Raw genomic sequence first — 25096 nt, 5'->3', positions numbered from 1 at the left:
GGAGCGGGCTTGCCCGCGAATGCAAGCCCGCAAGGCAGTTTCGCGGGCAAGCCCGCTCCTACCGGTTCGGCCAAAACCAACCATCAGAACGACTGGAAAACCCATTCAAGGCCGGCCCCCTTTGCCGGCACGCTCGAACAAGCAGGAGAAGACCATGCTTAGCTGGGACGAATTTGATCAGGAAGACGGCAGCGACACTCAGGCAGCCGCCCCCGCCAAGGCCGCTGCGCCGGTAGTAGCTGCCAGCCTGGAAAAACTCGACAAGGCCGCTGCCGGCTCGGTCGAGGAAGCCCGTGCGGTGTCCGCCAGCGACTCGACAGCGATCGCCCGCGCCAAGGCCGCACTGAACCAGCTGGACATCCAGGAAGGCCTCGACGAACTGGAAGGCGCCAGCGCACGCGTGCACGTCGGCGACAAGCAGATGATCAACGCCCGTGCCGACCTCAACCAGCTGGTGCCGTTCAAGTACGACTGGGCCTGGCAGAAGTATCTGGACGGCTGCGCCAACCACTGGATGCCGCAGGAAGTGAACATGAACGCCGACATTGCCCTGTGGAAGAGCAAGGACGGCCTCAGTGAAGACGAGCGACGCATCGTCAAACGCAACCTCGGTTTCTTCTCCACCGCCGACAGCCTGGTCGCCAACAACCTGGTGCTGGCCGTGTACCGCCTGATCACCAACCCCGAGTGCCGCCAGTACATCCTGCGTCAGGCCTTCGAGGAAGCGATCCACACCCACGCCTACCAGTACTGCATCGAATCGCTGGCCATGGACGAAGGCGAGATCTTCAACATGTACCACGAGATTCCGTCCGTGGCGAAAAAGGCCTCCTGGGGTCTGAAGTACACCCGCTCGATCTCCGACCCGACCTTCACCACCGGCACCGTCGAGACCGACAAGGAACTGCTGCGCAACCTGATCGCCTACTACTGCGTACTCGAAGGCGTGTTCTTCTATTGCGGCTTCACCCAGATCCTGTCCATGGGCCGGCGCAACAAGATGACCGGCGTCGCCGAGCAGTTCCAGTACATCCTGCGCGACGAATCCATGCACCTGAACTTCGGCATCGACGTGATCAACCAGATCAAGATCGAAAACCCGCACCTGTGGGACGCACAGATGAAGGACGAAGCGACCCAGATGATCCTGCAAGGCACCCAGCTGGAAATCGAATACGCCCGCGACACCATGCCCCGCGGCGTGCTCGGCATGAACGCGGCGATGATGGAGGACTACCTCAAATTCATCGCCAACCGCCGCCTGTCGCAGATCGGCCTGAAAGAAGAATACCCGGGCACGGTGAACCCCTTCCCGTGGATGAGCGAAATCATGGATCTGAAGAAGGAGAAGAACTTTTTTGAGACGCGGGTTATTGAATATCAAACAGGTGGGGCGTTGAGCTGGGATTGATTCAGTGCACTTGCAGAAAGATTGTGAACGCTTTACCTGAAATTATTATTTTTTGGGTGGCGCTTGAAAATTAAGAACCCCGCCTCGTGCGGGGCTTTTTCATTTGTTTAATCGACATTGAATTTAAACGTTTCAATACCAGCTCTTAATTTATCAGGCAGGTCTGTATGTCAGGTAAGACTCTCAAGAAAAACTTAGCTCAGCGCCGCTTTCCTACCGAAATTGTCCATAGGCAACGGATTGCTTTCATTTCTTTGTCGCTTGTACTGATCATCTATGCCTTGGCAGGAGGAAATATCGAGCCTGAAGGCACGTTCATGTATTTACCGATCAAGTTTTCAAGGCCGTATTTTCTGCTTTTTGCTGCCTGGGGAATCTGGCTTTACTTTCTCTACAGGTATTGGCTTGTCGCAGACTCTCCCTGGAAGGCCTTTTCTGAAGAGGTGCGACTAAGAACGCACGATGATCGACGAATTCGACCCATGTGCTTGGCTGCTCTACAGCGCTTTGATATTTCAGATGAGCTTCGCAAAGCATGCCTTAACCATCTTAATGATGGATGGGTGTTTTCTATCGTCAAATTAGATGGCAGCTATCATTTCGACCCCAGTCATCTTTACCGCCCACAGACACAAGCACCAACCGCAGGCGGCAGCCAGTCCGACTTCTTCCCCCTGAACAGATCCGAAACTCGCACATACCAACTTGCATTACTACCAGCCACTTTCAAGGCGATCACCTTAGAAGCGACTTTCAGTGATGAGGTCTTGCCTTCTCTGCTGATGTGGATCACTCCAACTACTTGGCTACTGGCATATTGCATTTTTAGCAAGTAGTCCGGACATTGATCGTTCCCACGCTCCGCGTGGGAATGCAGCCTTCGACGCTCCAGCGTCCATCCGGCAACTACCGCACGACCCAAGCAACGTGGCGACGCAGAGCGTCACCGGCCAGGCTCCCACGCTGGAGCGTGGGAGCCATCGGGTAACAGCAAGTAGTCCGGACATTTGATCGTTCCCACGCTCTGCGTGGGAATGCAGCCCTTGACGCTCCAGCGTCCATCCGGCAACCACCGCACGACCCACGCCATATGGCGACGCAGAGCGTCACCGGCCGGGCTCCCACGCAGGAGCGTGGGAGCCATCGGGGATATGAGATTGATCGTTCCCACGCTCCGCGTGGGAATGCAGCCCTTGACGCTCCAGCGTCAACCCGCCAACCACCGCACGACCCACGCCATATGGCGACGCAGAGCGTCAGCGGCTAGGCTCTCACGCAGGAGCATGGGAGCCATCGGGGATATGCGATGGAGATCTGCCTGGCCTCCGGCAGCACCATCTCAACCAGCCGATTCAAGGACGAATCCCATGGGCCGCAGCCGCTACGTCATTACCGAACCGGATAAGCCGCACTTCCTCACCTGTACAGTCATGGAGTGGCTACCGCTATTCACCCGACCTGCACTGGTGGAAATACTGCTCGACTGCTGGCGCTACCAGCAGGCACATCAAGGGCTGCGGCTGTACGGCTACGTTGTATTGGAAAACCATCTGCATTTCATCGCTCAGGCGCCGGACCTGAGTCGCTGTGTCAGCAGCTTCAAGTCCTTCACCGCGCGCCGGATTATCGACCAACTGACCGCGCAAGGCGCGGAACGTTTGCTGGAGCGACTGCGTTTTGCCAGGCGCGCACACAAGCTCGACCGTGCCTACCAGCTCTGGCAGGAAGGCGCCCATGCGGAGCTGGTCTATAGCCCGGCGGTGATGCGCGAAAAGCTCGATTACATCCATCACAATCCGTTGCAGCGTGGCTATGTGGATCGCGCGGAGCATTGGCGTTATTCAAGTGCGCGCAACTATGCAGGGCAACAGGGGTTGATTGAAATCGATCGCTGGGATTGATCCCTCCCGAGCGGCGCGTGCGATCAGGGGCAAATCACCTCCTCCGGGCGCCCTTGCCCCCTTTCGGCATGAGCAGGCGAGCGATATGCTGCTCGGGCCATCGACACCGCCGCTGGAACTCCGAGGACTGCAATGAGCAAGAAAATTGATCTGGTGATCGCGCAGGATTATCTGAACCCTTTTGCCGCTGAAAAAAATCCGAAATTGTGTTCCGAACTGGCGGATTACCTGTCCGATGAGGCGTCCCACCAATACCGCCTGAGTCTGGAAATCAGCTGCCCGGCGGCGGAGCAGAAGCGTCTGGGCAAGGCCATCAGCAACACCTTCGAACAGCGTATCGCCCGGCTCAAGAGCGAAATGCGCGGGATGCGCCTGCAGGGACTGGTATTACTGGCGCTGGCCATTGTTCTGGTCACGCTCGCCGTCCAGTTCAATGTGGAAGGCACAATCCCGCTGGGCATAGTCACCGTCACGGCATGGATGCTGGTGTGGCGCACAGCGGAAATCTTCCTGCTGGATATCCGCGCCGGCTTCCACGAGGTGAGAAAGTACCGGAACATCATCAAGGCAACCAGGAATTATCTCTAGCGTGTGCCCGGCACATTGCGTGGCGCCATCAGCGTTCCCGCGCAAGAACATGGGAGCATCCAGGTATGTGGTAGCCCGGACATCCGCAGGCTTGGCCAGCAGCAAATCACTACCGCTTGAGCAGGCCGCGCAGGCGCTCATAATTCAGCAGCACCCAGAAGTTCAGGCCGATCATAAAACCCACAAATGAAAACAACTGCACGGTCGATGCGAAGCTGATCGTGCCCTCACTGCCGGCCAGCGGCCAGATCAAGAACATGGGGATGTCGGCAATCAGCACCCCGCCCAGGGTCAAAGTGAAAATATTCACGCGCTGCTTTTTCTTGATCAGCTGATAAAAACGAAAGCCGATAAAGAATTCATAGATGTACGCCACCGGCAGACCGACCAGGGCAATAGCCAGGAACAAGCCGATAAACTTCAACAGCCCCTGATCCATATTGAAGCCGGGAATATCGGCGAAATAGGCAAAGAAACTGAAGGCAAACGGCAGTATCAGTGGCGCAAACCCCAAGGCTCTGTTTTCGTTTTTCATACGTCTCTCGTCGTTCGCATCAGTAAGCGTCAGCTGATCGGCCCGTGCGTGGGCAAAAAAGCGCTGGCGATGATACCTGAACCGGGCGCCCGGGCAGACACTTGATCCGCCCCGGATCCGACCAGTGGCGCGGGCATGACGCAGCGCGTCACTGGATGCATTCCCACGCGGAGCGTGGGAACGATCACGCGAGTGAAATAGCGACGACTTGCTGTGCCCTTACGGAGTGACCGAGTAGCCTTTCGCGGTCATGCAGTCGGTGTAGGTCTGGCTCGAGGTGCTTGCAGCCGTGCGCTCCTCGCGGCGATCGTCACGCCGCTCTCTGCGCTGTTTCGAGCCACCAACCACGGCACCGACGGCCGCCGTTTGCCTGGCTTGGTTCTGCCGGTATTCCTGTTTGGTGTCGTCGTCCACCCGGTCATATATCTCTTCGTGCTGGTTGCCGCGCACTTGTGCTGCGGCTGCGCCGGCAACGGCTCCGGTAGCTGCGCCGCGCAAGCGGCCACCACCGGACTGCTCACTCCCGGTGCTGGCGGATTGACTGCTGGTAGCCTGGCTCTGGCAGGCAGCCACGTCGCTCTGGACCGTCTCCGGTGTCTGGCCCTTGAGCGGGGTAACGGTTTCGGCATGCACGGCTGACAGGCCGCCGAGCATAGTCAGGCCAAGCAATGCGGGCAGGCAGATTTTCATGGACATGAACAAGCACTCCTGACAGGTGGGTTACCTAGTCATGGTAGTTGATCGCGCCCGCCTGACATTGCGGCAAATCCGCCTTCCCGCTTGTCCGTCAGGACGCTTGAATCCCGCAGCCAGCAGTCTGGCGCAGCACGCCGGAAAAGCCTTTGCCGTTTTGCCGCCTACGCGCTAGTTTCCACCCTCAACCACACCGGGCAGAGAGCAGCCATGCATCCGCTAGCCGTACGAACCGCAACAACGCTGCTGCTCGCCGGCGGGATTTCTGCGTTGTTTGCCCTGCCTGCCCTGGCGGCCTACGAGCATGGGCCGGGGGCGTTGCAGATATGGGATGCCGAGGGCCAGGCAAATGCCGCCGCATGGGTCAAGCTCTGGCTCGCCTTTATGGCAGCCGCAATGCTTTCAGGCGTATTTTTTGTCTGGAAACATAGCGAGGCGCGCTGGGTAGTTGCCGGGGTGGTTCTAGGTCTGTTGATTACCAAATTCGTGATCCCGGCACTTTCCATCATCAACCTTTCCGGACTGGTCGGGCTGGTGCATGTGCTTTGCTGGTCGCCGGCGCTGTACCTGCTGCTGAAAAATCGTCCGTTCGGCAAGGGCTTTTCACCCTATGCCGTGTGGACCGGCGTGGTCACTGCGGTAATCCTTTTTTCATTCATTTTCGATATCCGCGACGCAGCCATCTATTTGCACCATCGGGCTACACGCTGAGGCACCACCCGCTCACCCCTGATCGCTCTGGCTCCAGCAATTTTCCGCTATCGGGCACTAGCTAGCTGTGCAGCCACTGCCGATACTTGCAGGCATCGGCAAAAGGATTTTTCACTTCTTGAATTTCACCAGACATAAATCGGCAATCACCCTGATCCGGCTGGTATGGCTGTGCCTGCTGTTCGCCAGTGCCGTGCCTGCCAGCGAAGTGCTGCGCTACCCGAAATCCCTTCCCGGCTTCGAGGATCGGGATGCTTACGCCCTGGAGTTGCTGCAACTGGCACTGCACAAGGCTGGCAGCAACCTGCAACTGCAAGCATCCGCAAACTACATGGAGAAAAGTCGGGCGCTGACCGAGCTGGCAAACAACCGCAGCGTCGATGTGGTCTGGTCGATGACCAGCACAGCCCGTGAAGCCGATTTGCTGCCGATCCGCATCAGCATCGACAAGGGTCTGCTTGGCTGGCGCATCGCCTTGCTCAGCGCGGACAAGGCGCAGCTGCTGCAACAGGTCACCAGTCTGCAGGACCTGCAACAGCTGCGCGCCGGTCAGGGCCATGACTGGCCGGATCGTTACATTCTTGAAGCCAGCCATCTGCCGGTGGTGACCAGCTCCAGCTATGCCAGCCTGTTCCTGATGCTCAAGGCCGGGCGCTTCGATTACTTTCCGCGCTCGTTGCTGGAGATCGAGGAGGAGTTGCGCAGGCTGAAATCCACCGGCCTGGTCGCCGACCCCTACCTGTTATTGCATTACCCGAGTAACACCTACTTCTTTGTCGCGCCGGGTAACAGGGCGCTGGCCCGGACATTGACCATCGGCCTGCAGCGCGCCATCGCCGATGGCTCGTTTGACCGGTTGTTCTACAGTAATTTCGGCGACGTTTTGCGCCGCGCCAGAATCGGCCAACGCCGGGTCATCGAGCTGGAAAACCCGCTGTTGCCGGCAACCAGGCCCTTGCAACCCAATGAGCTGAAGCTCAATCGCGAACACCTGCCCGATCCCGGCAACCCCCGGAGACCCGCGCCGCAGGCTGGCTGCAATCAGCGGCCGGCTGACAACAATGTCTTCTCAACCGGGCCTGCCACCTGCTAGCCTCCGGCAACCCCGATCCTCCTTGCCACCTTCAGGAAGCACGCACTTGAATCCAGACAACCCGACACCGCAGAACCTCGCCGCCAACTTCATCGAAGCGCTCCAGGCTCACGCACGGGTGGCGGTGATTACCGGCGTCATCCTGCTGCTGTGCGGCCTGCTGGCCGTGGCTGCGCCACTGGCGGCAGGTGTTTCCATCACCATTCTGGTAGGCCTGCTGCTGGCAGTCGGTGGTATTGGCCAGTGTCTGCTGGCCTTTCGCACCGGCGCCTTCGGCAAGAGCCTGCTGGTCTTGCTGATCGGCTTGCTGACAGTGATTGCCGGCATGTACCTGCTCACCCAGCCGCTTGAGGGACTTGAAGCGATAACGCTGTTTCTCGCTGCCTACTTTCTGGCAACCGGTGTCTTCGAACTGCTGGCGGCCATGCAGATGCGCCCCACCCCCGGCTGGGGCTGGATGCTGTTTAACGGCCTGGTGACCCTGGTGCTGGGCCTGATCATCTGGCGCCAGTTCCCGCTCTCGGGCGTCTGGGCGGTGGGCATCCTGTTCGGCCTCAAGCTGATGATGGGCGGCTGGTGGCTGGTAGTGCTGGGCCGCAGTGCCGGCAAGGCCACGCAAGGCAAATAATTTACCCGTGAATGTTTCCGGCACCTTGAATGCCTGCGTGGGCAATCTTCTGGCGGTTTTGCCCGGTTGCAACATGGCCCGCCGGCAGCAGCGCAGCGGCCTGTTCTGCAGCCTGCTGATACTGCTCGCGGGCTGCAGTTCGACGCCGGACAAGGGCAGCCGTGAGCCTGCCGAAGTGCGCGCGCAGCTGGTCACGCTGTTACCGGAAAACCTCGCCGATCGGCAGGGCTGGGCGGCGGATATCCAGTTCGCCTTCCAGAGCATGCAGCTATTGCCGAGCACGGAGAACCTCTGTGCGGTGCTGGCGGTTACCGCGCAGGAAACCGGCTTCAAGGCCGATCCGGCAGTGCCGGGGCTGGGCCGCATTGCTCGCGAGGAAATCGACCGCCGCGCCGCCCGTCTGGGTATTCCGCAGATGGCGGTGAGTGCCGCGTTGTCGCTCAAATCTCCCGATGGGCGCAGCTATGCCACGCGCATTGCCAAAGTGCAGACCGAGCGCGACCTGAGCCTGCTTTACGAACAACTCATCGACCAGGTGCCACTGGGCGCGCAACTGCTGGCCAGGGCCAACCCGGTGCGTACTGCCGGGCCGATGCAGGTGAGCATCGCCTTCGCCGAGCAGCATGCGGCCGAGCTGGACTACCCCTATGCCGACGCAGGGTCGATCCGCCACGAAGTATTCACCCGCCGTGGCGGCCTGTATTTCGGCATTGCCCACCTGCTCGACTACCGCAACAGCTACACCCGCCACCTGTACCGTTTTGCCGACTTCAACGCCGGCTGGTATGCCAGCCGTAACGCGGCCTTCCAGGGCGCGGTGACTGCCGCTACCAATGTGCCACTGGTTGAGGATGGTGATCTGGTGATTCCGGCGAGCCTGTTCGGCAACAAGGTCGGCAGCACCGAGACCGCCGTCCGCAAGCTGGCCGGTCCCCTGGGCATGAGTGACGGGCAGATTCGCCAGGCGCTGGAACAGGGCCGCAGCTTCGAATTCGAGCAAGGTGCCTTGTATGCAAAAGTCTACGCGCTGGCCGAGCAGCGCAAGGGCCGGCCGCTGACCCGCGAGGCGTTGCCGAACATCCGTCTGGAGAGCCCGAAGATCACCCGCAAACTGACCACTGCCTGGTTTGCCAACCGCGTGCAGGAACGCTACCAGCGCTGCATCAACAAGGCATTCGCCAACTAGCCAGCCTCAACCGCCGGTCAAGGCTGCCGCTTCAGGGCCTGCCGAACAGCGCTGTCCAGTAGATGCCGGCATCGCTTTTCGGGTCGACCGCGTAGGCCGCGCCGAACTCGCGAAACTGCGGATTCATCAGATTGGCGCAATGTGCCGGGCTGGCCAGCCAACCTTCGACCACCCGCTGCGGCGAGTCCATGGCGGCGGCGATGTTCTCGCCGATCGCCGCCCCGGCATAGCCGGCCAGCTCGGCGCGGTCGCCCGGCGTGTGGCCGTTGCGGTCCTTGTGGGCGAAGTAGTTGCCATTGGCCATGGCCCGGCTATGGGCCTCGGCCACGCTGCCGAGGGTGGCATTCCAGCTCAGCGGCGCCGTGGCGGCAAAAGCCTGAGCGCCACACTGGCGGGCCAGTGCCCGGGCATCGTTGATCTGCTTGAGCAGATTCTGCCCCTCGGCCTGCCAGTTACCCATGCGCCCTGCCAGCAGCGGTCGCGCCAGCACGATGCGCCAGTCGCGCTGCTGGCGGTTTATGCCGATATCGATGAACTGCGGATCGAGCAATACCCGGCAGAAACTCTCGCGCAGCGCCTGCATCGCCGATTGTGCATCGCGCGGGCCGGACAGGCTGATGGCCTGCACATTCATCATCGGATAAGCCGCTGCAGCCAGCGCAGCCTGCAGGTCACCCACCCCGTCCACCGGCAGCAGCAGGCGCGGATCACTGTGCAGCGGCGGCAGCTCGGGCGTGCCTTTGCCGTCACAGGACTGCGCCTGGCTGCGGTAGGCATTGATCGAATCAATAAGCTGCGCTTCCTCGCTGGCCATGGCAGCGCTGGCCAACAGCAGGCCCAGCGCCAGCACGGCTGCACGGACAGACAAGGCGATAAGGTGCATGACAGTCTCCGTGAGTGGATTACTGTGCATGATGCTTGATTCACGCGGTGCTGGCACGCCGCTCATGCAATTGGCAGGCTAGTATGCAGTTGCCCGTTCACACTGACAGGAATCCCATGGCCATAACCGACAAACGCCTCGACAACTGGCAGCAGTTCCGCTTCGAGGACGGCGAGTTCGCCTTTCCGGTATACAAGCAGGTGCCACCGGGCGTCGACAACCCGCCGGCGATTGTGGTGATGCATGAGGTGCCGGGCATCTACCCGGCGGTGATCGATTTTGCCGAACGTCTGCTCAGTGAAGGTTACTGCGTGTATATGCCTTCGCTACTCGGCGAGCCGGGCAAGGACTTCAGTATTCCCTACGTGCTCGGTTCGATCAGCAAAGCCTGCATCAGCCGCGAATTCCAGGTGCTGGCACTGAAACAGGCCAGCCCGATCACCAACGCGCTACGTGCCCTGTGCCGGCATGCGCACAAGGAATGCGGCGGGGTTGGTGTGGGTGCCATCGGCATGTGCCTGACCGGCAACTTCGCCCTGGCGCTGATGGTCGATGAGTCGGTGATGGCGCCGGTGCTGTCGCAACCCTCGCTGCCCTTCCCGGTCAGTGCGCAGCACAAGCGCGATCTGCACGTCAGCGACGCACAACTGCAGTGCATCAAGCAGCGCGTCGCCGCTGGCGACGTGAAGGTGCTGGGGCTGCGCTTCAGCCACGACCGCAGCAGCCCGCCGGAGCGCTTCGAGCGCCTGCGCGAAGAACTGGGCAGCGGCTTCGAGGGCATCGAAATCGATTCCGGCCCGGGCAACCCCGATGGGATTCCGCGCACGGCACACTCGGTGGTGACCCGCGATCTGGTCGACACCGACGGTCATCCGACCCAGGCCGCGCTACAGCGACTGCTCGGCTTCTTTGACGAACAATTGCGCGGCTGAAAACCTGCCGGGCACAGTAACAGCAGCGGTCAAGCAACTGTGCCGGCGGTCAGTGCATGTCGCTTTGCGCCTGGGCTTGGCTAAGCTCAATACACAGGAGCAACGGAAATCTTCGTTAGGCAAGCCACCAACGGATCTGGACGGGCATCAACAGGGTAACTCCCCGGGAGGCGACCATGTATGCAGTGATAAGAACCTATCTGGGTGCTGGTGCACAGCAGCTTTTTGAACATCTGGAAGCGCACAAGGCCGAGGTGGAAGCGGCCCTGCGCACAGTCCCCGGACTGATCAGCTACACCCTGCTCAATACCGGCGATGGCGGCACGGCGGTGACTGTTTGCACGGACAAGACCAGCACCGATGCCAGCCTGAAAGTTGCGCGCGAGTGGATTCAGGAGAATGCCGCAGACATCCGCGCGGAGCCGCCGATAGTTACCGAAGGTCCGGTCATTGTGCAGATCAACTGACGGGTAAACCGGTAAACCTGCAGGGCTGTTGCGGCTGGTTTTCAGACGCTGTCGAGCATGCCCTGCACCTGCCGGCCCAGTTCCATCAGGGCCGCTTCCAGTCTGGCCGACCACGGCTGGGCGCAGTTGAGACGGATGCAGTTGCGGTATTTCTGCGTCGCCGAGAAGATCTGTCCCGGCACTATGCTGATCTTGTGCTCGATGGCCCTATGGGTCAGGGCCAGGGTGTCGACACGCGGATCGAACTCCACCCACAGGACGAAACCACCGGCCGGCTGGGTGACCCGTGTGCCCGCCGGGAAATACTTGCTGATCGCCTGACTGAACAACGCCACCTGCTGGCGGTACAGCGTCTGTACCTGGCGCAGATAACGTTCGTGGCTGCCCTGGGCCAGATAGTCGGCCAGCGCCAGCTGGGAGATCGAACTGGTGGCCAGATTGGTCACATGCTTGAGGTACATGATGCGTTCGACACTCGGCAGCGGCGCATGCACCCAGCCACAGCGCAGCCCCGGCGACACGGTTTTGGAAAACGAAGCGCAGTAATAAACCTGATCCAGCGGATCGTCGGCAAAGGATTTCAGCGAGCGCGGGCGCTCTCCGGAAAAGCCCAGGTCGCCGTAGATGTCATCCTCGATCAGGGCGAAGCGGTGCTGCCGGGCCATCTTTACCAGCGCCTGCTTTTGCGCGTCGGGCATCAGGCTGCCGAGCGGGTTGCTGAAGTTGGCAATGGTCACGCAGGCCTTAACCGGCCACTGTTCCACCGCCATTTGCAGCGCCGCCAGACTCATGCCCTGCTGCGGATCGGTGGGGATTTCCAGGGCTTTCATGCCCAGTGACTCAATCACCTGCAGCAGGCCGTAAAAGGTCGGCGACTCGATGGCGATGACATCCCCGGCCTTGGCTACGGCCCGCAAGGACAGGGCAACCGCTTCCTGGCAGCCGTCGGTAATCACGATGTCCTGCGGATTCACCACATCACCGGCGATCAGCATGCGCCGGGCGATTTCTTCCTGCAGTTGCGGCAGCCCCGGTGGAAAGGCGTAATTGGCGTGTTGCTGATAACCGCGCGCGGCTTTGCCGAGACTGCGCTGCAGGGCCCGCAGCGGCAGGAATGCCGCATGCGGCACGGCAGCCCCGAGTTGCACGAAATCGCTCTGGTTGGCAGCACGGGCCAGTTGCAACACCAGTTCCTGACCGCTGACCGGCATCGGTTTCTGCGGCGGCCGCGAGGCGGTCGGTACTTCCGGCTTGAGCCACGGGCGCTGGCAAATGTAGTAACCCGAACGCGGGCGTGCCTCTATCGAGCCCTGGCTTTCCAGTTGCCGCTGGGCCTGCACCACGGTGGAAATACTCACGCCGAACTGTTCACTGAGCGGGCGCACTCCGGGCAGCCGGTCGCCGGGCTTGTACAGCCCCTGCTCGATGCGGGTGTTGATTCGCAGGGCAATTTCCCGATAAAGCGTCATGGCACCATCACAGTTTCGTCAGTTGGTAACAGTACAGTTTTGCAGTCAATGCAATCTGTACCGGTCTATTATTGTTTATCTACATCTGTATTGCTAGCAGCGTGCAGTTCAAGCTGTATCCACTATCCGGAGGGAGGGTGGATAAATGAAAAACTCGACTGCACATTTTCCGTTAAGCAATGAGCGCCAGTACGCTTCGCCGCTGCTGGCAAAACCGGGCAAAGCCTGGCAGCAACTGCGGCGCTGGTGGCAACTGGCGGAGCAGCGGCGCCAGCTGGCCTTGCTCGATGATTCTGCGTTGCAGGATCTTGGCCTGAGCCGGGCCGATGCATTGAGGGAAAGCCGGCGCTCATTCCGCGATGACCCGCTGGCCAGAGCCGAACTGTCGTCATGACCCTGCTGAATCTGCTCGCCATGGCCAGTTTCGCCTTTGTCACTTCGGTGACGCCGGGGCCGAACAATCTGATGCTGCTGGCCTCCGGGGCGAATTTCGGTTTTCGCCGCACCCTGCCGCACATGCTCGGCATTTCCCTGGGCATGGCCCTGTTGCTGACCTGTGTGCTCGGCGGGCTCGGCGAGTTGTTCAGCCGCTTTCCGCTGTTACAGCTACTGCTGCGGATTGCCGGAATCGGCTACCTGCTCTGGCTCAGCTGGAAGATTCTGCAAACCCCGCCACGCAGCCTGCAGCAGGACACTGACGACGCCCGGCCATTCGCCTGGTGGCAGGCGGTGTTGTTCCAGTTCGTCAATCCCAAGGCCTGGATCATGGCCATCACCGCCGTCAGCAGTTTTACCCTGGCCGGCGAGGCCTACTGGGCGTCAGGCATGCTGCTGGTGCTGGTGTTTGTCACCATCAATCTGCCGGCCATCTCGGTCTGGGCCGGTTTCGGCACGCTGATGCAGCAGTTCCTGTCTACTGCTGCGCGACAGATTCACTTCAACCGGGTCATGGCCGTGCTGACCGCCCTGACCATCGTGCTGATTGTGCAGCGCTAGGCTGCAGCGCTTTAGCCGGCTGCGAAATGGCTTCGGCAATGCACCAGACAAGCCGCCAAACCGCTGCGGCAACGCCAGTCAGCAGGCAGGCGCCGCTGGCACCTCCGGTCTGTTATCTACGCCGGCAGGCCAGCGGCTGCTAACCTGAATGTGTGGGGGATAACCGGACTTCTCGTCGCCATGACGAGGGAGGTATCTCATGAGCATGATCGACTGGCGTCTGCAGGGCGTCGAATTTTCTTCCTGCAATTGCGACTGGGGCTGCCCCTGTCAGTTCAGCGCACTGCCAAACAAGGGTTACTGCGAGGCCGTGGTCGGCATGCAGGTGGAGCACGGACACTTCAACCAGACCAGCCTCGACGGCATGCGCTGGGTAGCCGTTTTCGCCTGGCCGGGACCGATCCATGAAGGCAACGGCAGCTGTCAGGTGTATCTCGAAGACACGGCCACGCCGGCACAGCGTGAAGGCCTGCTGACTATTCTTTCCGGGCAGGAAACCGACCCCGGCGCCACCGTCTTCCAGGTCTTCAGCAGCACCATCGAGGAAATGCACGAGCCACAATTCGTGCCGATCGAGATGGACATCGATCTGGCGCAGCGCGTGGCACATATCCGCATTCCCGGCGTACTGGAGTCGATCGGCGAACCGATCCGCAACCCGGTAACCGGTGAGCAGCAGTCGATCCAGCTGAAACTGCCCAACGGTTTCGAATTCACCGAAGCCGAGATGGCCAGTGGCAGCTACCAGACCCATGGCGCCATCGCCATCGCCTCGCAAAACGGCCATGGCCACTTCGCCAACCTGCACTTCACCGGACGTGGCGTGGTGCGGTGAACACCCTGCCCCGCCAGCCTCGCGGCTGGCTTCAGGCTCTGCAGGGCAATCGTCTGCTGCTCGGCTGTGTGCTGGCGCTGCTGGCCCTGTGCTGGTTGCTGCTGTACCGCATGGGCGCAAGCATGAGTGCCACCTCCGCGCTGATGGTGCAGGGCATGGGCGAGATGAGCATGCCCTGGACTGCCGCCGATGCGCTGCTGATGTTTGCCATGTGGGCGGTGATGATGGTGGCCATGATGCTGCCCAGTGCCGTGCCGATGCTGCTGCTCTACGGGCAGGTGGCAAGCCGGCGCTTCGATAAAACGCAGGTGCGCAAAGCGCTGTTGCTATTCGGCCTGGGCTATCTGTTGGTGTGGAGCGCTTTCAGCCTGCTCGCCACGCTGCTGCAATGGCAACTGGAGCAGTGGCGCCTGCTTGATGCACAGATGCGCAGCAGCAGTCAGTGGCTGGCAGCGGCATTGCTGATCGGTGCCGGCATCTACCAGTGGCTGCCGCTGAAACAGGCCTGTTTGCGCCGTTGCGGTATGCCGTTGCGCTTCATTCTCGAGCACTGGCAGGCCGGCCTTGCCGGCAGCTGGCGCATGGGGCTGGCCCACGGAATGTTCTGCCTGGGTTGCTGCTGGGCACTGATGGGCCTGCTGTTTGTCGGCGGCGTGATGAACCTGACCTGGGTAGCCCTGCTCGGGCTGTACGTGCTGCTGGAGAAGTTACTCCCGCAACAACGCTGGCTGAGCCTGCTTGGCGGCCTACTGCTGGTGATCTGGGGACTTTGGCTGGCGGCTGGTGCCATGGGCAACTGACGCCACGGGGCTATACTTGGGTTACGCGCCGGCAGGTCATGACCTCTGGCGTGGCGGGTTACCACAGAGCTTGGGGGCTCCTCTGTCAACCGACGACAGGAGGTTTGCCATGAACAGGCATTACTACATCAGCGACAACCTCGACGAGCTGGAAACGATCGAGAGCGAACTGCAAGCCAGCGGTATCAACACCGAGCAGATCCATGTACTCAGTGATCAGGATGCCGCGGTAGAACAGCACCAGCTGCACGATGTCAATTCACTCATGAAACAAGACCTGGTACACAGTGGCGGCCTCGGCGGGCTGGTTGGACTTGGCCTGGCCGCAATGGTGCTGGCCATTGCCTACCTGAGCGGCTGGGCGGAAACAGCCGTCGGCTGGATGCCGTTCGTGTTCCTCGCGCTGGTTGCCTTCGGCTTCAGTGTCTGGGAAGGCGGCCTGTTCGGCCTGCAACGTCCCAATGTGCATTTTCAGGGTTTCCACGATGTCTTGCGGCAGGGTCGGCATCTGTTTTTTGTCGATGTCGCACCACGTCAGGAAGCCGCACTGGCACGGGTAGTACTGCACCATCCGCAACTGGAACTGGCCGGTACCGGCAGTGCCTCCCCCGGCTGGGTGGTGGCCCTGCAGCACCGCTGGCACCAGTTGCGCAGGCTGGTCTGAAGCCAAGCCGGGCAGCGGGCTGACGGGCATGCATGGTGAACAACGGCATGCAGCTCCCGGCCCGCCATGGATCATCCAGCGGCTGCTGGACGCTGGGTTGCGGCCGGGCATCTGGCCAGCCGGGCCTGAACGTCTATGCTTTGACACTCGACCGTGACTTCCCCCTGGAGCCTTGCAACCGGAGCCCGCCATGATCAGCAAAGTCCTTCTCAGCTTTTTCCTACTCGCCGGAGTCGCCATGCATGCATCCGTCCAGGCTGCCGTGAGCAGCAAGACCGTTGACTATCAGGACAATGGGCAGGTCTTCGAAGGCCTGCTGGTAACGCCCGAAGGCCCGGCACAGAAACGCCCGCTGATACTGATGGTGCATAACTGGATGGGTGTCACCGCGGAAACCGAAAAACAGGCCGCACGCTTTGCCGAACTGGGTTATGTGGTGTTCGCCGCGGACGTCTATGGCAAGGGCATTCGTCCGCAGGATGCCAAGCAGGCCGGCGCCCAGGCGACGATCTACAAAAGCGACCGCGCACTGTTTCGCCAGCGCCTGAACCTGGCGCTGCAAACCGCCCTGCAACAACCGGGGGTGGATGGCGAGAAGGTCGCCGTGGTCGGCTACTGCTTCGGCGGCACCGGCGCACTGGAACTGGCCCGCAGCGGTGCCGAATTGCAGGCGATCATTTCCTTCCATGGCGGGCTGGACAGCCCCCATCCAGCCGATGGCCAGAACATCACCGGGCGGGTACTGGCCTTGCATGGCGCCGACGACCCCTATGTGTCGGCAGCGGATCTGGCAGCCTTCCAGGACGAAATGCAGAGCAACAATGTCAGCTATGACCTGGTCCAGTACCCCGGCGCGGTGCACAGCTTTACCGATATGGGCGCAGGCAACGACAACAGCAAGGGCGCGGCCTACAACGCCGCTGCGGATCAGCAATCATTCGCCGAAGCGAAAAAACTGCTGGGGAACACCTTCAAATAGGCACTGCGCGGTCAGGTGCTGGCCGTTGTGCAACGGCTTTTGCAGAAGCGCTGACTCACATCGGCAGCTCATGGCAGTTGACGCCTGACCGCCAGCAGCGGATAGAATCAGCCGGCGTCGCTCGGGACATTGCCGATTGACGCAGCCACAGACAACCCACGGACGGGTTGTCAACGATGCATCTGCATCACCTTCCCGCCTGTTCAAGGATGAACCATGAAAACTCTGCATTACCTGCTTGCCGGCCTGCTCGGCCTGACGCTGACCGGCTGCGTCTCCTTCCACCCCGCCGGCCCGATCGGTGACCCGGAAAAAACTGCAGCTATCACCCAGCCCCGTGCAGCCATGCTGGCCGATGTATCGGTTTCCGATCCGGCGATCGACGCCGATGCGCGGCAGAACATGGCACGCCAATTCACCCAACAGCTCAATCGTCGCCTGGAAAAAGGCGCGTATTTCGCGCAGGTCATCCGCTTCCCGGCCCGCCTTGGCGAGCAGGATGTGCTGCTGAAGTTCGATTTCAGCCTGTTGCAAGGCAAGCGCACCCCGCATCCGGGCTACTTCCCCGGCGCCCTGCTGACGCTGACGGGCTGGATCTGGTTCAACGGGCCGATCTATGTCGACCGCTACGACCTCGCCGGCCAACTGTCGGTCGAGGATGCCCGTGGCAGGCTGCTGGCCAGCAGCCGCAAGACCATCGCAGTGGCACAGAACACCGGCCTGTGGGACACGGACTACATGAACCCGTCCCTCGGCGCCGTCCAGCTCAACCAACTGGTTGAACAATTGCTGCAGGACAGCAGCAATCAACTCGCGCAACGCTGAATCCAGCACCCGATAACACCAACAAGGACGTTAACCATGAAAAAACTTTTTGCTGCAATGCTCACCTGCTGCCTGCTGCTTTCCGGCTGCATTTCCTACTCCAGCCATAACCTCGCGCAAGTCCAGCCCTGGCCGCCAGCGGCTGCCGGCACAGCAAAACCCACGGCTTACATCCGCGTCGAGGGCCAGTACCTGCATAACGATCAACCCCTGACCGGCGGCTTCAATCAGGCCGGGCTGGAAAAGCTGGTGCTCAAGCAGTATCAGGACAGCGGCTTGTTCAGCCGGGTGGCCACCAGCGAGCAGGAAGCGGATCTGTATATCAACGTGAAGGTCAGCAACCACGAGAGCAGCAGCAAGGCGGCGGCCTTTATCACCGGCCTGACCCTGTTCATCATTCCCAGCACGGCGAGCAACGCGCTGAGCATGCAGACCGAATTCATGGATGGCAGTGGCAAGCTGCTCGGCAGTGTCGAGAAGCATGAAACCATTACCACCTGGATGCAGCTGTTGCTGGTATTTGCGCTGCCGTTCGGCGAGTCAACCGATAACGTGTTGACCCGCTTGAGCCAGAGCAGCCTGGAACAGGCTAATCAGCAAAAGCTGATCTGAGTGCCCTACTGGCTGGCAGCCGGTGCCGTAAGGGCACCTCGGTTGCCAGCCTTGCATATCCAATCAATAAATCAGGCGCCCCACAAGCTGCCCAGGCTGCCGAGCAACGAAGGATCGGCACCCTGCTTGCCGAAGTACTGCAGCAGCAACGGGGTGAACTGGTCGATCATGCTGCTGTCCATGCCCAGCGCGCCAAAGGCGTTGTTCAGGTCTTGCAGGCTATTCACATTCGACACTGCGGCCGTAGCTGCGCCGCTCACCGGCGTTGCCGCAGAACCGCCGAGAATGCTGCCCAGACCGCTCAGTTGCTGCAGGCCATTGCTGCCGACCAGCTGATCCAGCCCCGGCACGCTTTGCAGCAGCTGGGCGTACTGCGCCCCCGGCAACTGATTCTTGGCCAGATCGAGCATGGCCCCGGTACCCCCTACCGCCTGTTGCGGGGACAGGTTGAGGCTGCTCAGCGAACTGACCAGATCAAGGGTCTGCGGATTGCCCAGCATGCTGCTGGAGGCGCTGTTATTGCCGGCACTGGCCGCATTCACCGCATTGGTCACGTCGTCCAGACCGAAGGCAAATGCCGTACTGGCTGTCAGACTGAAAACGGCGGCAAGGGAAAGGCTGCGGGTAACATTCATCGATAAACCTCTTGGGAAAAAAGGCGCGCAGGGCGCGACTGGGCGGAAAATCATGTCCGCGTTTGGACTGCAGGCGGGCCGGCATCGTTCCACGGGACCGGCAGTTTAATTGCTAGCCAAGGCAACGCAATCAATGTCGGGCTGCCCGCACAACCGCTGCAAGCCGCACACACAATGCCCGATTCGTCCAAACGTAGCGCTGCCCATGCTTCAGATCAATCCGCGCTTGCGCCAATGCGGTATACAACAAAGCGCCCGTCAGCGCGCTGCAGCTCAGCACCAGTCGATGCCTGCCCCAAGCCCGCCGATACCCGACAATCCCGATCAAAGGCCAACCTGCATGAGCAAGCGCAGCGACATCATTTCCAACAGCGAAAGCCCGCTGATGAACGTTTTCCGCAGCGGTCTGCTGCATGGTGCGGGCATCAATGCCGAGCGCATCAAAAAGCGCCCGCTGATTGCCATTGCCAACTCGCATACCGAAATGACCACCGGCCATGCGCATCTGGACCGGCTGGCGAAGAAAGTCCGTGATGGCGTGCTTGCCGCTGGTGGCGAATGCGCCGAGTTCAACGTACCGGCCCCCTGCGACGGCGTGGCCATGGCCCATGACGGCATGCGCTTCGTGCTGGCCCAGCGCGACCTGATCGCCGACATCATCGAAACCCACATCCGCTCGCAGCCTTACGATGGCGTGGTGTTCATCGCCGGCTGCGACAAGATCAACCCGGGCATGATGATGGCCATGGCACGCCTCGACATGCCCTCGCTGTACCTGTCCGGCGGGCCGGGACAGATGGACATCCGCAATACCGCGAACCCGAAGCAGAGCATCGATCACGGCGACTACCAGAGCGACCCGTTCATGCTCGCCAAGACCGCTACCTGCGCCACCTGCGGTGCCTGCGAAATCATGGGCACGGCGAATACCTTCCAGTGTCTGGCCGAAGTCTTCGGCATCTGCCTGCCTGGCACCAGCAATATCCCCGGCTGGCATGCCGACAAGCTGGAAGCCGCCCGCCAGACCGGCGAGCGCATTGTCGGCATGGTCAGCGAAGGGCTCAACGCCCGGCAGATGTTCTCCCCGGCAGCCTTCAGTAATGCGGTGAGCATGACCATGGCCATCGGCGGTTCCACCAACAGCGCCCTGCACCTGCCCGCCATTGCCCACGCCGCCGAAGTACCCTTCTCCATGGCCCACTTCGAAGCCGCCGCCCAGGTGCCGACGCTGCTCGCCATCAGCCCCAATGGCCCCTACGGCGTGCAGGACCTGTGGGCCGCCGGCGGCATGCCTGCTGTCCTCAAGCAAATGCAGGGCTTCCTCGACACCGGCACCATGACCGTCACCGGCAGGCCGCTCAAGGACACCATCGACAGGGCGCGGGTGCTGAATGACACAGTTATTCCGCCGGTGGAAAAAGCCTTCCGGCCCAGCGGCGGCATTAGCGTGCTACGCGGCAACCTGGCGCCGGACACGGCCATCATCAAACAATCCGGGGTATCCCTGGAAATGCTGAAAACCAGCGGCCCGGCGATCTGCTTCAACTCGGAAAATGACGCGATGATTGCCATCAAGGCCGGCAAGATCCACAGCAATCATGTGGTGGTGCTGCGCTACATGGGCCCGCAGGGTGCACCCGGCATGCCGGAAATGCTCGGCGCCACCATCGAGCTGAAAATGGCCGGACTGAAGAAGGCCGCGCTGATCACCGACGGGCGTTTCTCCGGCGCAACCTCCGGACCCTGTGTCGGCCACATCTGTCCGGAAGCATCCAAGGGCGGGCCGATTGCGCTGATCGAGGATGGCGATATCATCGAAATAGATATCCCCAACAACTCACTGACGCTGCAGGTGGATGAAGCTACCCTGAGCCAGCGCCGGGAAAACTGGGTGCCCCATGAAGGTGCCGTAGCCCATGGCTATATGCGCCTGTATCGCAAATACGTGCGCCCGGCTTGTGAAGGCGCAGTACTCGACTGAACCTCAACCGCGCGGTGACGTACCATGGCTGCACAAAGTCCGAGGAGTTCCAGATGCCGAAAATAGCCGTAGTCCGCCGCCTGCCACAGCCGCTGCTCGACCAGCTGGGCAAACTGGGCAGCCTCGCCCTGCCCGCTGGCGAAGTCTGTCGGGATAAAGCCGAGCTGCATGACTTGCTGCGCGATGCCGATGCCGCGCTGGTCACCGCTCTGGACGAGATCGACGGTGCAACGCTCAACGCCTGCACTCGCCTCAAGCTGCTGTGCAATATCGGCGTGGGTTACAACAACATCGACGTGGCCGCAGCCACCGCCAAAGGCGTAACAGTGACCAACACCCCGGGGGCGATGGACGATGCCGTGGCCGATCTGGTCTTCGCCCAGATCCTCGCTGTCGCCCGCCGCCTGCCGCAGGCCGATGCCTTCGTGCGTGGCGGCCTGTGGTCGGCTGACAGCCCCGGCGGCTTCGGCATGGGCATGGATGTCAGCAAGAAAACCCTCGGCATCATCGGCTTCGGCCGCATTGGCCAGACCGTCGCCCGTCGCGCGCTGGGGTTCGAGATGCAGACGCTGTATTGCAACCCGTCCCTGGTCGCTGCCGAAACCGCCAGCGCCCTGCAGGCAACCCGCGTAGAAATGGATGTGCTGCTGGCCAGGGCGGATTTCGTCGTGCTGCAGGTGCCTTATCGGGCAGATACCCACCATCTGATCGGCGCCGGACAGCTGGCGAAAATGAAGCCCACTGCCGTGCTGATTCACAGTGGCCGTGGTGGCGTGGTGGATGATGCGGCGCTGGCCCAGGCCCTGCGTTCCGGCGTGATTGCCGCAGCCGCTCTGGACTGCGTGGAAGGCGAACCGGCGGTGCATCCCGAACTGCTGGCCTGCCCCAACCTGTTGTTCACCCCGCACATCGGCAGCGCCACACCGACTACCCGTCAGAACATGGCGATGCTGGCCCTGAAAAACCTGATCACCGGCCTGCAGGGCGGTACACCACCGAACGTGGTCAATCGCTGACCCATGCACGGCAGCGTACGCAAGTTCACTGCCGTTGTTTCCCGGATATTCACTCGCAGAGGTTGCACCCATGCCCAGTATCTTCACCCGCATCATCAATGGCGAACTGCCTGGCCATTTCGTCTGGAAAGACGCCGAGGCAGTCGCCTTCCTGACCATCCAGCCGATTCGTGACGGCCACCTGCTGGTGATTCCGCGTGCGGAAGTCGATCACTGGGATGACCTGCCCGCACCCCTGGCCAATCACCTGATGAGTGTTGCGCAGCGCATCACCAAGGCACTGAAGGCGGTCTATCCGTGCCAGCGCGTGGGTCTGATCATCGCCGGACTGGAAGTGCCGCACACGCACATTCACCTGCTGCCGATCGACCAACTCAGCGACCTGTCCTTCGCCGCCGCCCATGCGGTCAATGCCGAATCACTGCAGGCCAACGCCGGCAAGATTCGCGCGGCACTGCGCCAGCTGGGGCATGCCGAAGCAGACTGCTGATTTTCGGCTGCAGCGCTGGATAGACGACTGCTCCCGCGCGCGCGCATGGGAGCGAAGCCGGCAAAGCACATTGCAGCACTGCAGAAATGCCAGCACTTGCCTGCCCGGAGTGACGCGGAAGCGTCACAGGCTGCGTTCCCACGCAGAGCGTGGGAACGATCAAAAAACTGTGGGAGCGGCGACTCGCCGCGAAACGCTGTTAAAACAAAGCAACAGCTCGCGCCGAAGTCGGCGCTCCCACCGAGCAGCTGGCACGCCTGCTGCTGCTCTGATCAGCGCAGATTTGCCAGAATCTCGTAGGAGTGCAGCCGGTCGGCAAACTCGTACATATCGCCGGTGAAGATCAGCTCGTCAGCATCAGTCTGCTCCAGCAGCACTTCCAGTTTGGCGCGAATTTTCTCCGGCCCGCCGATCATCGCCAGCCCCAGCATTTCGCTGACTGCCTGGCGTTCCTGGGCATTCCAGCGCCCGTCCATGCTGTCCACCGGTGGCTGCTGGACCAGGCTGTGGCCACGGATCAGTGACAACAAACGCAGGTAGGAACTGGTGGCCAGATACTCGGCCTGGGCATCGGTATCCGCCGCAATCAATGGCACACCGAGCATTACGTAGGGTTTGTCCAGCACCGCCGATGGCTTGAAATGGTTGCGATAGACGCGGATCGCTTCGTGCATCAGCCGCGGTGCGAAGTGCGAAGCAAAGGCATAGGGCAAGCCCTTGATTCCCGCCAGCTGCGCACTGAACAAACTGGAACCGAGCAGCCAGAGCGGCACCTGCGTACCCGCGCCGGGCATGGCCATGACCCGCTGGCCGGCTTGCAGCGGGGCCAGATAACCCTGCAGCTCCTCGACCTCTGCCGGGAAGTCATCGGCGCTGCCGGAACGGGCGCGGCGCAATGCATGGGCGGTCAGCGGGTCGGTGCCCGGCGCGCGGCCCAGGCCCAGATCGATACGCCCCGGATAGAGCGTCTCCAGGGTGCCGAACTGCTCGGCAATCACCAGTGGCGCATGGTTGGGCAGCATCACCCCGCCGGCGCCAACACGGATGCTGCGGGTACCGGCGGCCAGATAACCGATCAGCACGGCGGTCGCCGAACTGGCGATGCCATCCATGTTGTGGTGCTCGGCCACCCAGAAGCGCGTGTAGCCAAGCGCCTCGACGTGTTGCGCCAGTGCCAGCGAGTTGTGCAGCGCCTGCTGCGCCCCGCCATCGGCACGAATCGGTGCCAGGTCGAGGGTGGAAATACGGATATCGGCAAGTCGTTTCATCGTTCTACTTGTACCTGAGCCTGTGTATCGGGCAACTTTACTGTGCAACAAGCGACAGAAGTAAAACAAACCGGCAAAGCCTGCCTCATCGATAGAGCGACATCAGCCACTTCAATGGCCCGACGCTTTGCCTGCCGCCAGACAATGGCAGAAAAAGTAACACCAGCGAGCCCGTGCAAGTGCCACCAATCGCTGTGTGCTTGAAACAACCCCTGATTCCGGTAGGCTTTGCGCCTTCACTCAATGGAGGAACACCCATGGCCCGCGCCACTGCCCGTCACATCCTGGTTGCCACTGAAGCCAAGTGCAACGAACTCAAGACCGCCATCGAAGGCGGCGCCGATTTTGCCCATATCGCCAAGGAAAACTCGACCTGCCCGTCCAGCCGCAGTGGTGGCGACCTCGGTTCGTTTGGCCCGGGCCAGATGGTCAAGGAATTCGATACCGTGGTATTCAGCGCCCCGCTCAATACCGTGCAAGGCCCGGTGAAGACCCAGTTCGGCTATCACCTGCTGGAAGTCACCAGCCGCCAGGACTGATCCACATGCCGCACCGGGCCTGCGCAATGCGGCCCGGAGCAGCCGCTTTGTAGCAAACCCTGCAACAAAACCTCCCGCCTGATACAAAACGCAATAAACCGAAACCCCGCCGAGACGCTTCACCCCACCCTGTCCGGCACCATGAACTCACCTCTTCAACAACGCAAGAAAGGTGAACATCATGAAAATCTCGCTCAACAACCATCCCGTTGCTGCCCATATCGCCGAAGACCTGTTTGCCGACAACGAAGTCAGCAAGGCACGCCTGCAGCTGGCCTTCATTGCCTCGCTGTTCGCCGCCAGCTGGATCATCGGCTCCCTGCGCATGGGCGAAGTGATCTCCGCCAACAGCCATGGCGTGTCTGTACTTGCCTCGCTGCTTGGCATGTGACGGATTGGCAGCTAATCACCGGAGGTGAAGATCATGAAAAACTGGCTCAGAACTACCCTGGTCACCCTGTTCGGCTTCAGCCTGCTCAGCGGACTGCTGGCCGGTTGCTCCCGCGACCACCATGCGGACTGGAGTGCAGACGACGTTGCCAAGGTGCGCGACAGGATCGCCGGCAAGATGGATCTCGATGCGGCGCAGACGCAGAAACTCGACGCCCTGATCGCCCAGTTGCAGGTGCTGCGCAGCGACATCAAAGGCACCAGTAATGACCCGCGCGCCGGCTTTGCAACACTGATCACTGGCGACACATTCGACCGCAATGGCGCCCAGAAACTGCTGGATGAAAAGACCAGCGCACTGCAGCAAGATGGACCGCAGGTAATTACGGCGCTGGCTGACTTCTACGACAGCCTGAACCCGGATCAGCAACGCAAACTCAGGCAGAAGCTGGAGCGCCACAAGAGCTGGTTCGGGCATTGAACAGCCCGCTGGCGGATACGTTAAGGTAGGCAGGGCCGGAGCGCACAACGCCACGGCCTGACTGCTGTTTCTGCTAACGTTCCACGTT

30 protein-coding genes are annotated in these 25096 nt (G+C 61.2%); 24 read left to right on the top strand and 6 right to left on the bottom strand.

Annotated elements, in window-relative coordinates:
• Positions 1 to 154 precede the first annotated feature (154 nt).
• The 4 genes from BLT89_RS03900 (at position 155) to BLT89_RS03885 (ending at position 3900) form a co-directional block, all read left to right on the top strand.
• Positions 155 to 1411 carry a ribonucleotide-diphosphate reductase subunit beta gene (locus BLT89_RS03900; protein WP_090193192.1) on the top strand — a complete coding sequence of 419 codons (1257 nt, stop codon included), beginning with the start codon at positions 155 to 157 and terminating at the stop codon, positions 1409 to 1411.
• 167 nt (positions 1412 to 1578) lie between these two features.
• Positions 1579 to 2247, top strand: a complete 669-nt coding sequence (locus tag BLT89_RS03895; protein WP_090193191.1) for a hypothetical protein — start codon at positions 1579 to 1581, stop codon at positions 2245 to 2247.
• 531 nt (positions 2248 to 2778) lie between these two features.
• A complete protein-coding gene (locus tag BLT89_RS03890; RefSeq protein WP_090193190.1) occupies positions 2779 to 3312 on the top strand; it encodes an REP-associated tyrosine transposase in 534 nt (177 codons plus the stop codon).
• 132 nt (positions 3313 to 3444) lie between these two features.
• Complete coding sequence (locus BLT89_RS03885; protein ID WP_090193189.1) at positions 3445 to 3900, top strand: hypothetical protein; 456 nt, start codon at positions 3445 to 3447, stop codon at positions 3898 to 3900.
• A 109-nt stretch (positions 3901 to 4009) separates the two neighbouring features.
• Here the strand turns inward: BLT89_RS03885 and BLT89_RS03880 are convergent, their stop codons facing one another.
• Entirely contained in the window at positions 4010 to 4435 is a 426-nt protein-coding gene (locus BLT89_RS03880) for a hypothetical protein (protein WP_090193188.1), read from the bottom strand.
• Between the two features lie 219 nt (positions 4436 to 4654).
• Positions 4655 to 5125, bottom strand: coding sequence for a hypothetical protein (locus tag BLT89_RS03875; RefSeq protein ID WP_408003064.1), 471 nt, complete (start codon positions 5123 to 5125; stop codon positions 4655 to 4657).
• Between the two features lie 213 nt (positions 5126 to 5338).
• Here BLT89_RS03875 and BLT89_RS03870 point away from each other — a divergent pair, with 213 nt between their 5' ends.
• The 4 genes from BLT89_RS03870 to BLT89_RS03855 all read left to right on the top strand — a co-directional run bounded on the left by BLT89_RS03870 (position 5339) and on the right by BLT89_RS03855 (position 8746).
• Entirely contained in the window at positions 5339 to 5839 is a 501-nt protein-coding gene (locus BLT89_RS03870) for a hypothetical protein (protein WP_090193186.1), read from the top strand.
• 118 nt (positions 5840 to 5957) lie between these two features.
• The gene (locus tag BLT89_RS03865) at positions 5958 to 6932 is read left to right on the top strand and encodes a substrate-binding periplasmic protein (RefSeq protein ID WP_197673534.1); all 975 of its coding nucleotides are present in this window, start codon (positions 5958 to 5960) and stop codon (positions 6930 to 6932) included.
• A gap of 46 nt (positions 6933 to 6978) precedes the next feature.
• Entirely contained in the window at positions 6979 to 7560 is a 582-nt protein-coding gene (locus BLT89_RS03860) for an HdeD family acid-resistance protein (protein WP_157718780.1), read from the top strand.
• A gap of 73 nt (positions 7561 to 7633) precedes the next feature.
• On the top strand, positions 7634 to 8746 hold the full coding sequence (locus BLT89_RS03855; RefSeq protein ID WP_090198674.1) for a DUF1615 domain-containing protein: 1113 nt from the start codon (positions 7634 to 7636) through the stop codon (positions 8744 to 8746).
• Positions 8747 to 8777: 31 nt separating this feature from the next.
• Here the strand turns inward: BLT89_RS03855 and BLT89_RS03850 are convergent, their stop codons facing one another.
• The gene (locus tag BLT89_RS03850; protein WP_090193184.1) at positions 8778 to 9629 is read right to left on the bottom strand and encodes a CAP domain-containing protein; all 852 of its coding nucleotides are present in this window, start codon (positions 9627 to 9629) and stop codon (positions 8778 to 8780) included.
• A 116-nt stretch (positions 9630 to 9745) separates the two neighbouring features.
• Here BLT89_RS03850 and BLT89_RS03845 point away from each other — a divergent pair, with 116 nt between their 5' ends.
• Both BLT89_RS03845 and BLT89_RS03840 read left to right on the top strand, forming a co-directional pair.
• Positions 9746 to 10561, top strand: coding sequence for a dienelactone hydrolase family protein (locus tag BLT89_RS03845; RefSeq protein ID WP_090193183.1), 816 nt, complete (start codon positions 9746 to 9748; stop codon positions 10559 to 10561).
• Positions 10562 to 10737: 176 nt separating this feature from the next.
• Entirely contained in the window at positions 10738 to 11028 is a 291-nt protein-coding gene (locus BLT89_RS03840) for a hypothetical protein (RefSeq protein WP_090193182.1), read from the top strand.
• A gap of 41 nt (positions 11029 to 11069) precedes the next feature.
• Here the strand turns inward: BLT89_RS03840 and BLT89_RS03835 are convergent, their stop codons facing one another.
• Entirely contained in the window at positions 11070 to 12497 is a 1428-nt protein-coding gene (locus BLT89_RS03835; protein ID WP_090193181.1) for an aminotransferase-like domain-containing protein, read from the bottom strand.
• Between the two features lie 145 nt (positions 12498 to 12642).
• On the opposite strand from BLT89_RS03835, the gene BLT89_RS03830 reads away from it, so the two are divergent.
• The 8 genes from BLT89_RS03830 (at position 12643) to BLT89_RS03795 (ending at position 18208) form a co-directional block, all read left to right on the top strand.
• Positions 12643 to 12891, top strand: a complete 249-nt coding sequence (locus tag BLT89_RS03830; protein ID WP_090193180.1) for a DUF1127 domain-containing protein — start codon at positions 12643 to 12645, stop codon at positions 12889 to 12891.
• Positions 12888 to 13493 carry a LysE family translocator gene (locus BLT89_RS03825; RefSeq protein WP_090193179.1) on the top strand — a complete coding sequence of 202 codons (606 nt, stop codon included), beginning with the start codon at positions 12888 to 12890 and terminating at the stop codon, positions 13491 to 13493. Before BLT89_RS03830 ends, BLT89_RS03825 begins: the two co-directional genes overlap by 4 nt.
• A 199-nt stretch (positions 13494 to 13692) precedes the next feature.
• Complete coding sequence (locus BLT89_RS03820) at positions 13693 to 14328, top strand: DUF1326 domain-containing protein (protein ID WP_090193178.1); 636 nt, start codon at positions 13693 to 13695, stop codon at positions 14326 to 14328.
• Complete coding sequence (locus BLT89_RS03815; protein WP_231975057.1) at positions 14325 to 15128, top strand: DUF2182 domain-containing protein; 804 nt, start codon at positions 14325 to 14327, stop codon at positions 15126 to 15128. The genes BLT89_RS03820 and BLT89_RS03815 overlap by 4 nt, the downstream gene beginning before the upstream one ends.
• A 109-nt stretch (positions 15129 to 15237) precedes the next feature.
• Positions 15238 to 15792: a hypothetical protein gene (locus BLT89_RS03810; protein ID WP_090193177.1), complete on the top strand. Its 555-nt coding sequence runs from the start codon at positions 15238 to 15240 to the stop codon at positions 15790 to 15792.
• 238 nt (positions 15793 to 16030) lie between these two features.
• Positions 16031 to 16771: a dienelactone hydrolase family protein gene (locus tag BLT89_RS03805; RefSeq protein WP_090198668.1), complete on the top strand. Its 741-nt coding sequence runs from the start codon at positions 16031 to 16033 to the stop codon at positions 16769 to 16771.
• Between the two features lie 216 nt (positions 16772 to 16987).
• Positions 16988 to 17596 carry a hypothetical protein gene (locus BLT89_RS03800; RefSeq protein ID WP_090193176.1) on the top strand — a complete coding sequence of 203 codons (609 nt, stop codon included), beginning with the start codon at positions 16988 to 16990 and terminating at the stop codon, positions 17594 to 17596.
• Positions 17597 to 17632: 36 nt separating this feature from the next.
• A complete protein-coding gene (locus BLT89_RS03795; protein WP_090193175.1) occupies positions 17633 to 18208 on the top strand; it encodes a hypothetical protein in 576 nt (191 codons plus the stop codon).
• A 71-nt stretch (positions 18209 to 18279) separates the two neighbouring features.
• On the opposite strand, the gene BLT89_RS03790 is transcribed toward BLT89_RS03795, so the two are convergent.
• The gene (locus tag BLT89_RS03790; RefSeq protein ID WP_090193174.1) at positions 18280 to 18843 is read right to left on the bottom strand and encodes a DUF2780 domain-containing protein; all 564 of its coding nucleotides are present in this window, start codon (positions 18841 to 18843) and stop codon (positions 18280 to 18282) included.
• A 340-nt stretch (positions 18844 to 19183) separates the two neighbouring features.
• Between BLT89_RS03790 and ilvD the strand changes: the two genes are divergently transcribed.
• The 3 genes from ilvD to BLT89_RS03775 all read left to right on the top strand — a co-directional run bounded on the left by ilvD (position 19184) and on the right by BLT89_RS03775 (position 22330).
• Positions 19184 to 20824: a dihydroxy-acid dehydratase gene (gene ilvD, locus BLT89_RS03785; RefSeq protein WP_090193173.1), complete on the top strand. Its 1641-nt coding sequence runs from the start codon at positions 19184 to 19186 to the stop codon at positions 20822 to 20824.
• 53 nt (positions 20825 to 20877) lie between these two features.
• The gene (locus tag BLT89_RS03780) at positions 20878 to 21840 is read left to right on the top strand and encodes a 2-hydroxyacid dehydrogenase (protein ID WP_090193172.1); all 963 of its coding nucleotides are present in this window, start codon (positions 20878 to 20880) and stop codon (positions 21838 to 21840) included.
• A gap of 70 nt (positions 21841 to 21910) precedes the next feature.
• Positions 21911 to 22330, top strand: coding sequence for an HIT family protein (locus BLT89_RS03775; RefSeq protein WP_090193171.1), 420 nt, complete (start codon positions 21911 to 21913; stop codon positions 22328 to 22330).
• Between the two features lie 272 nt (positions 22331 to 22602).
• Here BLT89_RS03775 and BLT89_RS03770 read toward each other — a convergent pair whose 3' ends face one another.
• Positions 22603 to 23598 carry an LLM class flavin-dependent oxidoreductase gene (locus BLT89_RS03770; protein WP_090193170.1) on the bottom strand — a complete coding sequence of 332 codons (996 nt, stop codon included), beginning with the start codon at positions 23596 to 23598 and terminating at the stop codon, positions 22603 to 22605.
• A gap of 257 nt (positions 23599 to 23855) precedes the next feature.
• Between BLT89_RS03770 and BLT89_RS03765 the strand changes: the two genes are divergently transcribed.
• The 3 genes from BLT89_RS03765 to BLT89_RS03755 all read left to right on the top strand — a co-directional run bounded on the left by BLT89_RS03765 (position 23856) and on the right by BLT89_RS03755 (position 25008).
• A complete protein-coding gene (locus tag BLT89_RS03765; RefSeq protein WP_090193169.1) occupies positions 23856 to 24137 on the top strand; it encodes a peptidylprolyl isomerase in 282 nt (93 codons plus the stop codon).
• Between the two features lie 181 nt (positions 24138 to 24318).
• The gene (locus tag BLT89_RS03760; RefSeq protein ID WP_090193168.1) at positions 24319 to 24528 is read left to right on the top strand and encodes a hypothetical protein; all 210 of its coding nucleotides are present in this window, start codon (positions 24319 to 24321) and stop codon (positions 24526 to 24528) included.
• 33 nt (positions 24529 to 24561) lie between these two features.
• Positions 24562 to 25008 carry a Spy/CpxP family protein refolding chaperone gene (locus BLT89_RS03755; RefSeq protein ID WP_090193167.1) on the top strand — a complete coding sequence of 149 codons (447 nt, stop codon included), beginning with the start codon at positions 24562 to 24564 and terminating at the stop codon, positions 25006 to 25008.
• Positions 25009 to 25096: the final 88 nt, after the last annotated feature.

Origin of the sequence: Pseudomonas pohangensis, from assembly GCF_900105995.1 — a bacterium.
In the GTDB taxonomy this organism is placed as follows: domain Bacteria; phylum Pseudomonadota; class Gammaproteobacteria; order Pseudomonadales; family Pseudomonadaceae; genus Aquipseudomonas; species Aquipseudomonas pohangensis.
The sequence above is the reverse complement of the archived record's forward strand: the minus strand, read 5'-3'. Positions and strand labels throughout refer to the sequence as shown.

Bases quoted from the DNA above. Each gene is read 5' to 3' on its own strand.
- BLT89_RS03840 (WP_090193182.1), top strand. From the start codon at position 10,738: ATGTATGCAGTGATAAGAACCTATCTGGGTGCTGGTGCACAGCAGCTT.
- BLT89_RS03890 (WP_090193190.1), top strand. From the start codon at position 2,779: ATGGGCCGCAGCCGCTACGTCATTACCGAACCGGATAAGCCGCACTTC.
- BLT89_RS03810 (WP_090193177.1), top strand. From the start codon at position 15,238: ATGAACAGGCATTACTACATCAGCGACAACCTCGACGAGCTGGAAACG.
- BLT89_RS03775 (WP_090193171.1), top strand. From the start codon at position 21,911: ATGCCCAGTATCTTCACCCGCATCATCAATGGCGAACTGCCTGGCCAT.
- BLT89_RS03820 (WP_090193178.1), top strand. From the start codon at position 13,693: ATGAGCATGATCGACTGGCGTCTGCAGGGCGTCGAATTTTCTTCCTGC.
- BLT89_RS03900 (WP_090193192.1), top strand. From the start codon at position 155: ATGCTTAGCTGGGACGAATTTGATCAGGAAGACGGCAGCGACACTCAG.
- BLT89_RS03830 (WP_090193180.1), top strand. From the start codon at position 12,643: ATGAAAAACTCGACTGCACATTTTCCGTTAAGCAATGAGCGCCAGTAC.
- BLT89_RS03880 (WP_090193188.1), bottom strand. From the start codon at position 4,435: ATGAAAAACGAAAACAGAGCCTTGGGGTTTGCGCCACTGATACTGCCG.
- BLT89_RS03850 (WP_090193184.1), bottom strand. From the start codon at position 9,629: ATGCACCTTATCGCCTTGTCTGTCCGTGCAGCCGTGCTGGCGCTGGGC.
- BLT89_RS03855 (WP_090198674.1), top strand. From the start codon at position 7,634: ATGGCCCGCCGGCAGCAGCGCAGCGGCCTGTTCTGCAGCCTGCTGATA.
- BLT89_RS03755 (WP_090193167.1), top strand. From the start codon at position 24,562: ATGAAAAACTGGCTCAGAACTACCCTGGTCACCCTGTTCGGCTTCAGC.
- BLT89_RS03760 (WP_090193168.1), top strand. From the start codon at position 24,319: ATGAAAATCTCGCTCAACAACCATCCCGTTGCTGCCCATATCGCCGAA.
- ilvD (WP_090193173.1), top strand. From the start codon at position 19,184: ATGAGCAAGCGCAGCGACATCATTTCCAACAGCGAAAGCCCGCTGATG.
- BLT89_RS03825 (WP_090193179.1), top strand. From the start codon at position 12,888: ATGACCCTGCTGAATCTGCTCGCCATGGCCAGTTTCGCCTTTGTCACT.
- BLT89_RS03845 (WP_090193183.1), top strand. From the start codon at position 9,746: ATGGCCATAACCGACAAACGCCTCGACAACTGGCAGCAGTTCCGCTTC.
- BLT89_RS03795 (WP_090193175.1), top strand. From the start codon at position 17,633: ATGAAAAAACTTTTTGCTGCAATGCTCACCTGCTGCCTGCTGCTTTCC.
- BLT89_RS03780 (WP_090193172.1), top strand. From the start codon at position 20,878: ATGCCGAAAATAGCCGTAGTCCGCCGCCTGCCACAGCCGCTGCTCGAC.
- BLT89_RS03870 (WP_090193186.1), top strand. From the start codon at position 5,339: ATGCATCCGCTAGCCGTACGAACCGCAACAACGCTGCTGCTCGCCGGC.
- BLT89_RS03885 (WP_090193189.1), top strand. From the start codon at position 3,445: ATGAGCAAGAAAATTGATCTGGTGATCGCGCAGGATTATCTGAACCCT.
- BLT89_RS03805 (WP_090198668.1), top strand. From the start codon at position 16,031: ATGCATGCATCCGTCCAGGCTGCCGTGAGCAGCAAGACCGTTGACTAT.
- BLT89_RS03765 (WP_090193169.1), top strand. From the start codon at position 23,856: ATGGCCCGCGCCACTGCCCGTCACATCCTGGTTGCCACTGAAGCCAAG.
- BLT89_RS03800 (WP_090193176.1), top strand. From the start codon at position 16,988: ATGAAAACTCTGCATTACCTGCTTGCCGGCCTGCTCGGCCTGACGCTG.
- BLT89_RS03790 (WP_090193174.1), bottom strand. From the start codon at position 18,843: ATGAATGTTACCCGCAGCCTTTCCCTTGCCGCCGTTTTCAGTCTGACA.
- BLT89_RS03770 (WP_090193170.1), bottom strand. From the start codon at position 23,598: ATGAAACGACTTGCCGATATCCGTATTTCCACCCTCGACCTGGCACCG.
- BLT89_RS03875 (WP_408003064.1), bottom strand. From the start codon at position 5,125: ATGAAAATCTGCCTGCCCGCATTGCTTGGCCTGACTATGCTCGGCGGC.
- BLT89_RS03895 (WP_090193191.1), top strand. From the start codon at position 1,579: ATGTCAGGTAAGACTCTCAAGAAAAACTTAGCTCAGCGCCGCTTTCCT.
- BLT89_RS03835 (WP_090193181.1), bottom strand. From the start codon at position 12,497: ATGACGCTTTATCGGGAAATTGCCCTGCGAATCAACACCCGCATCGAG.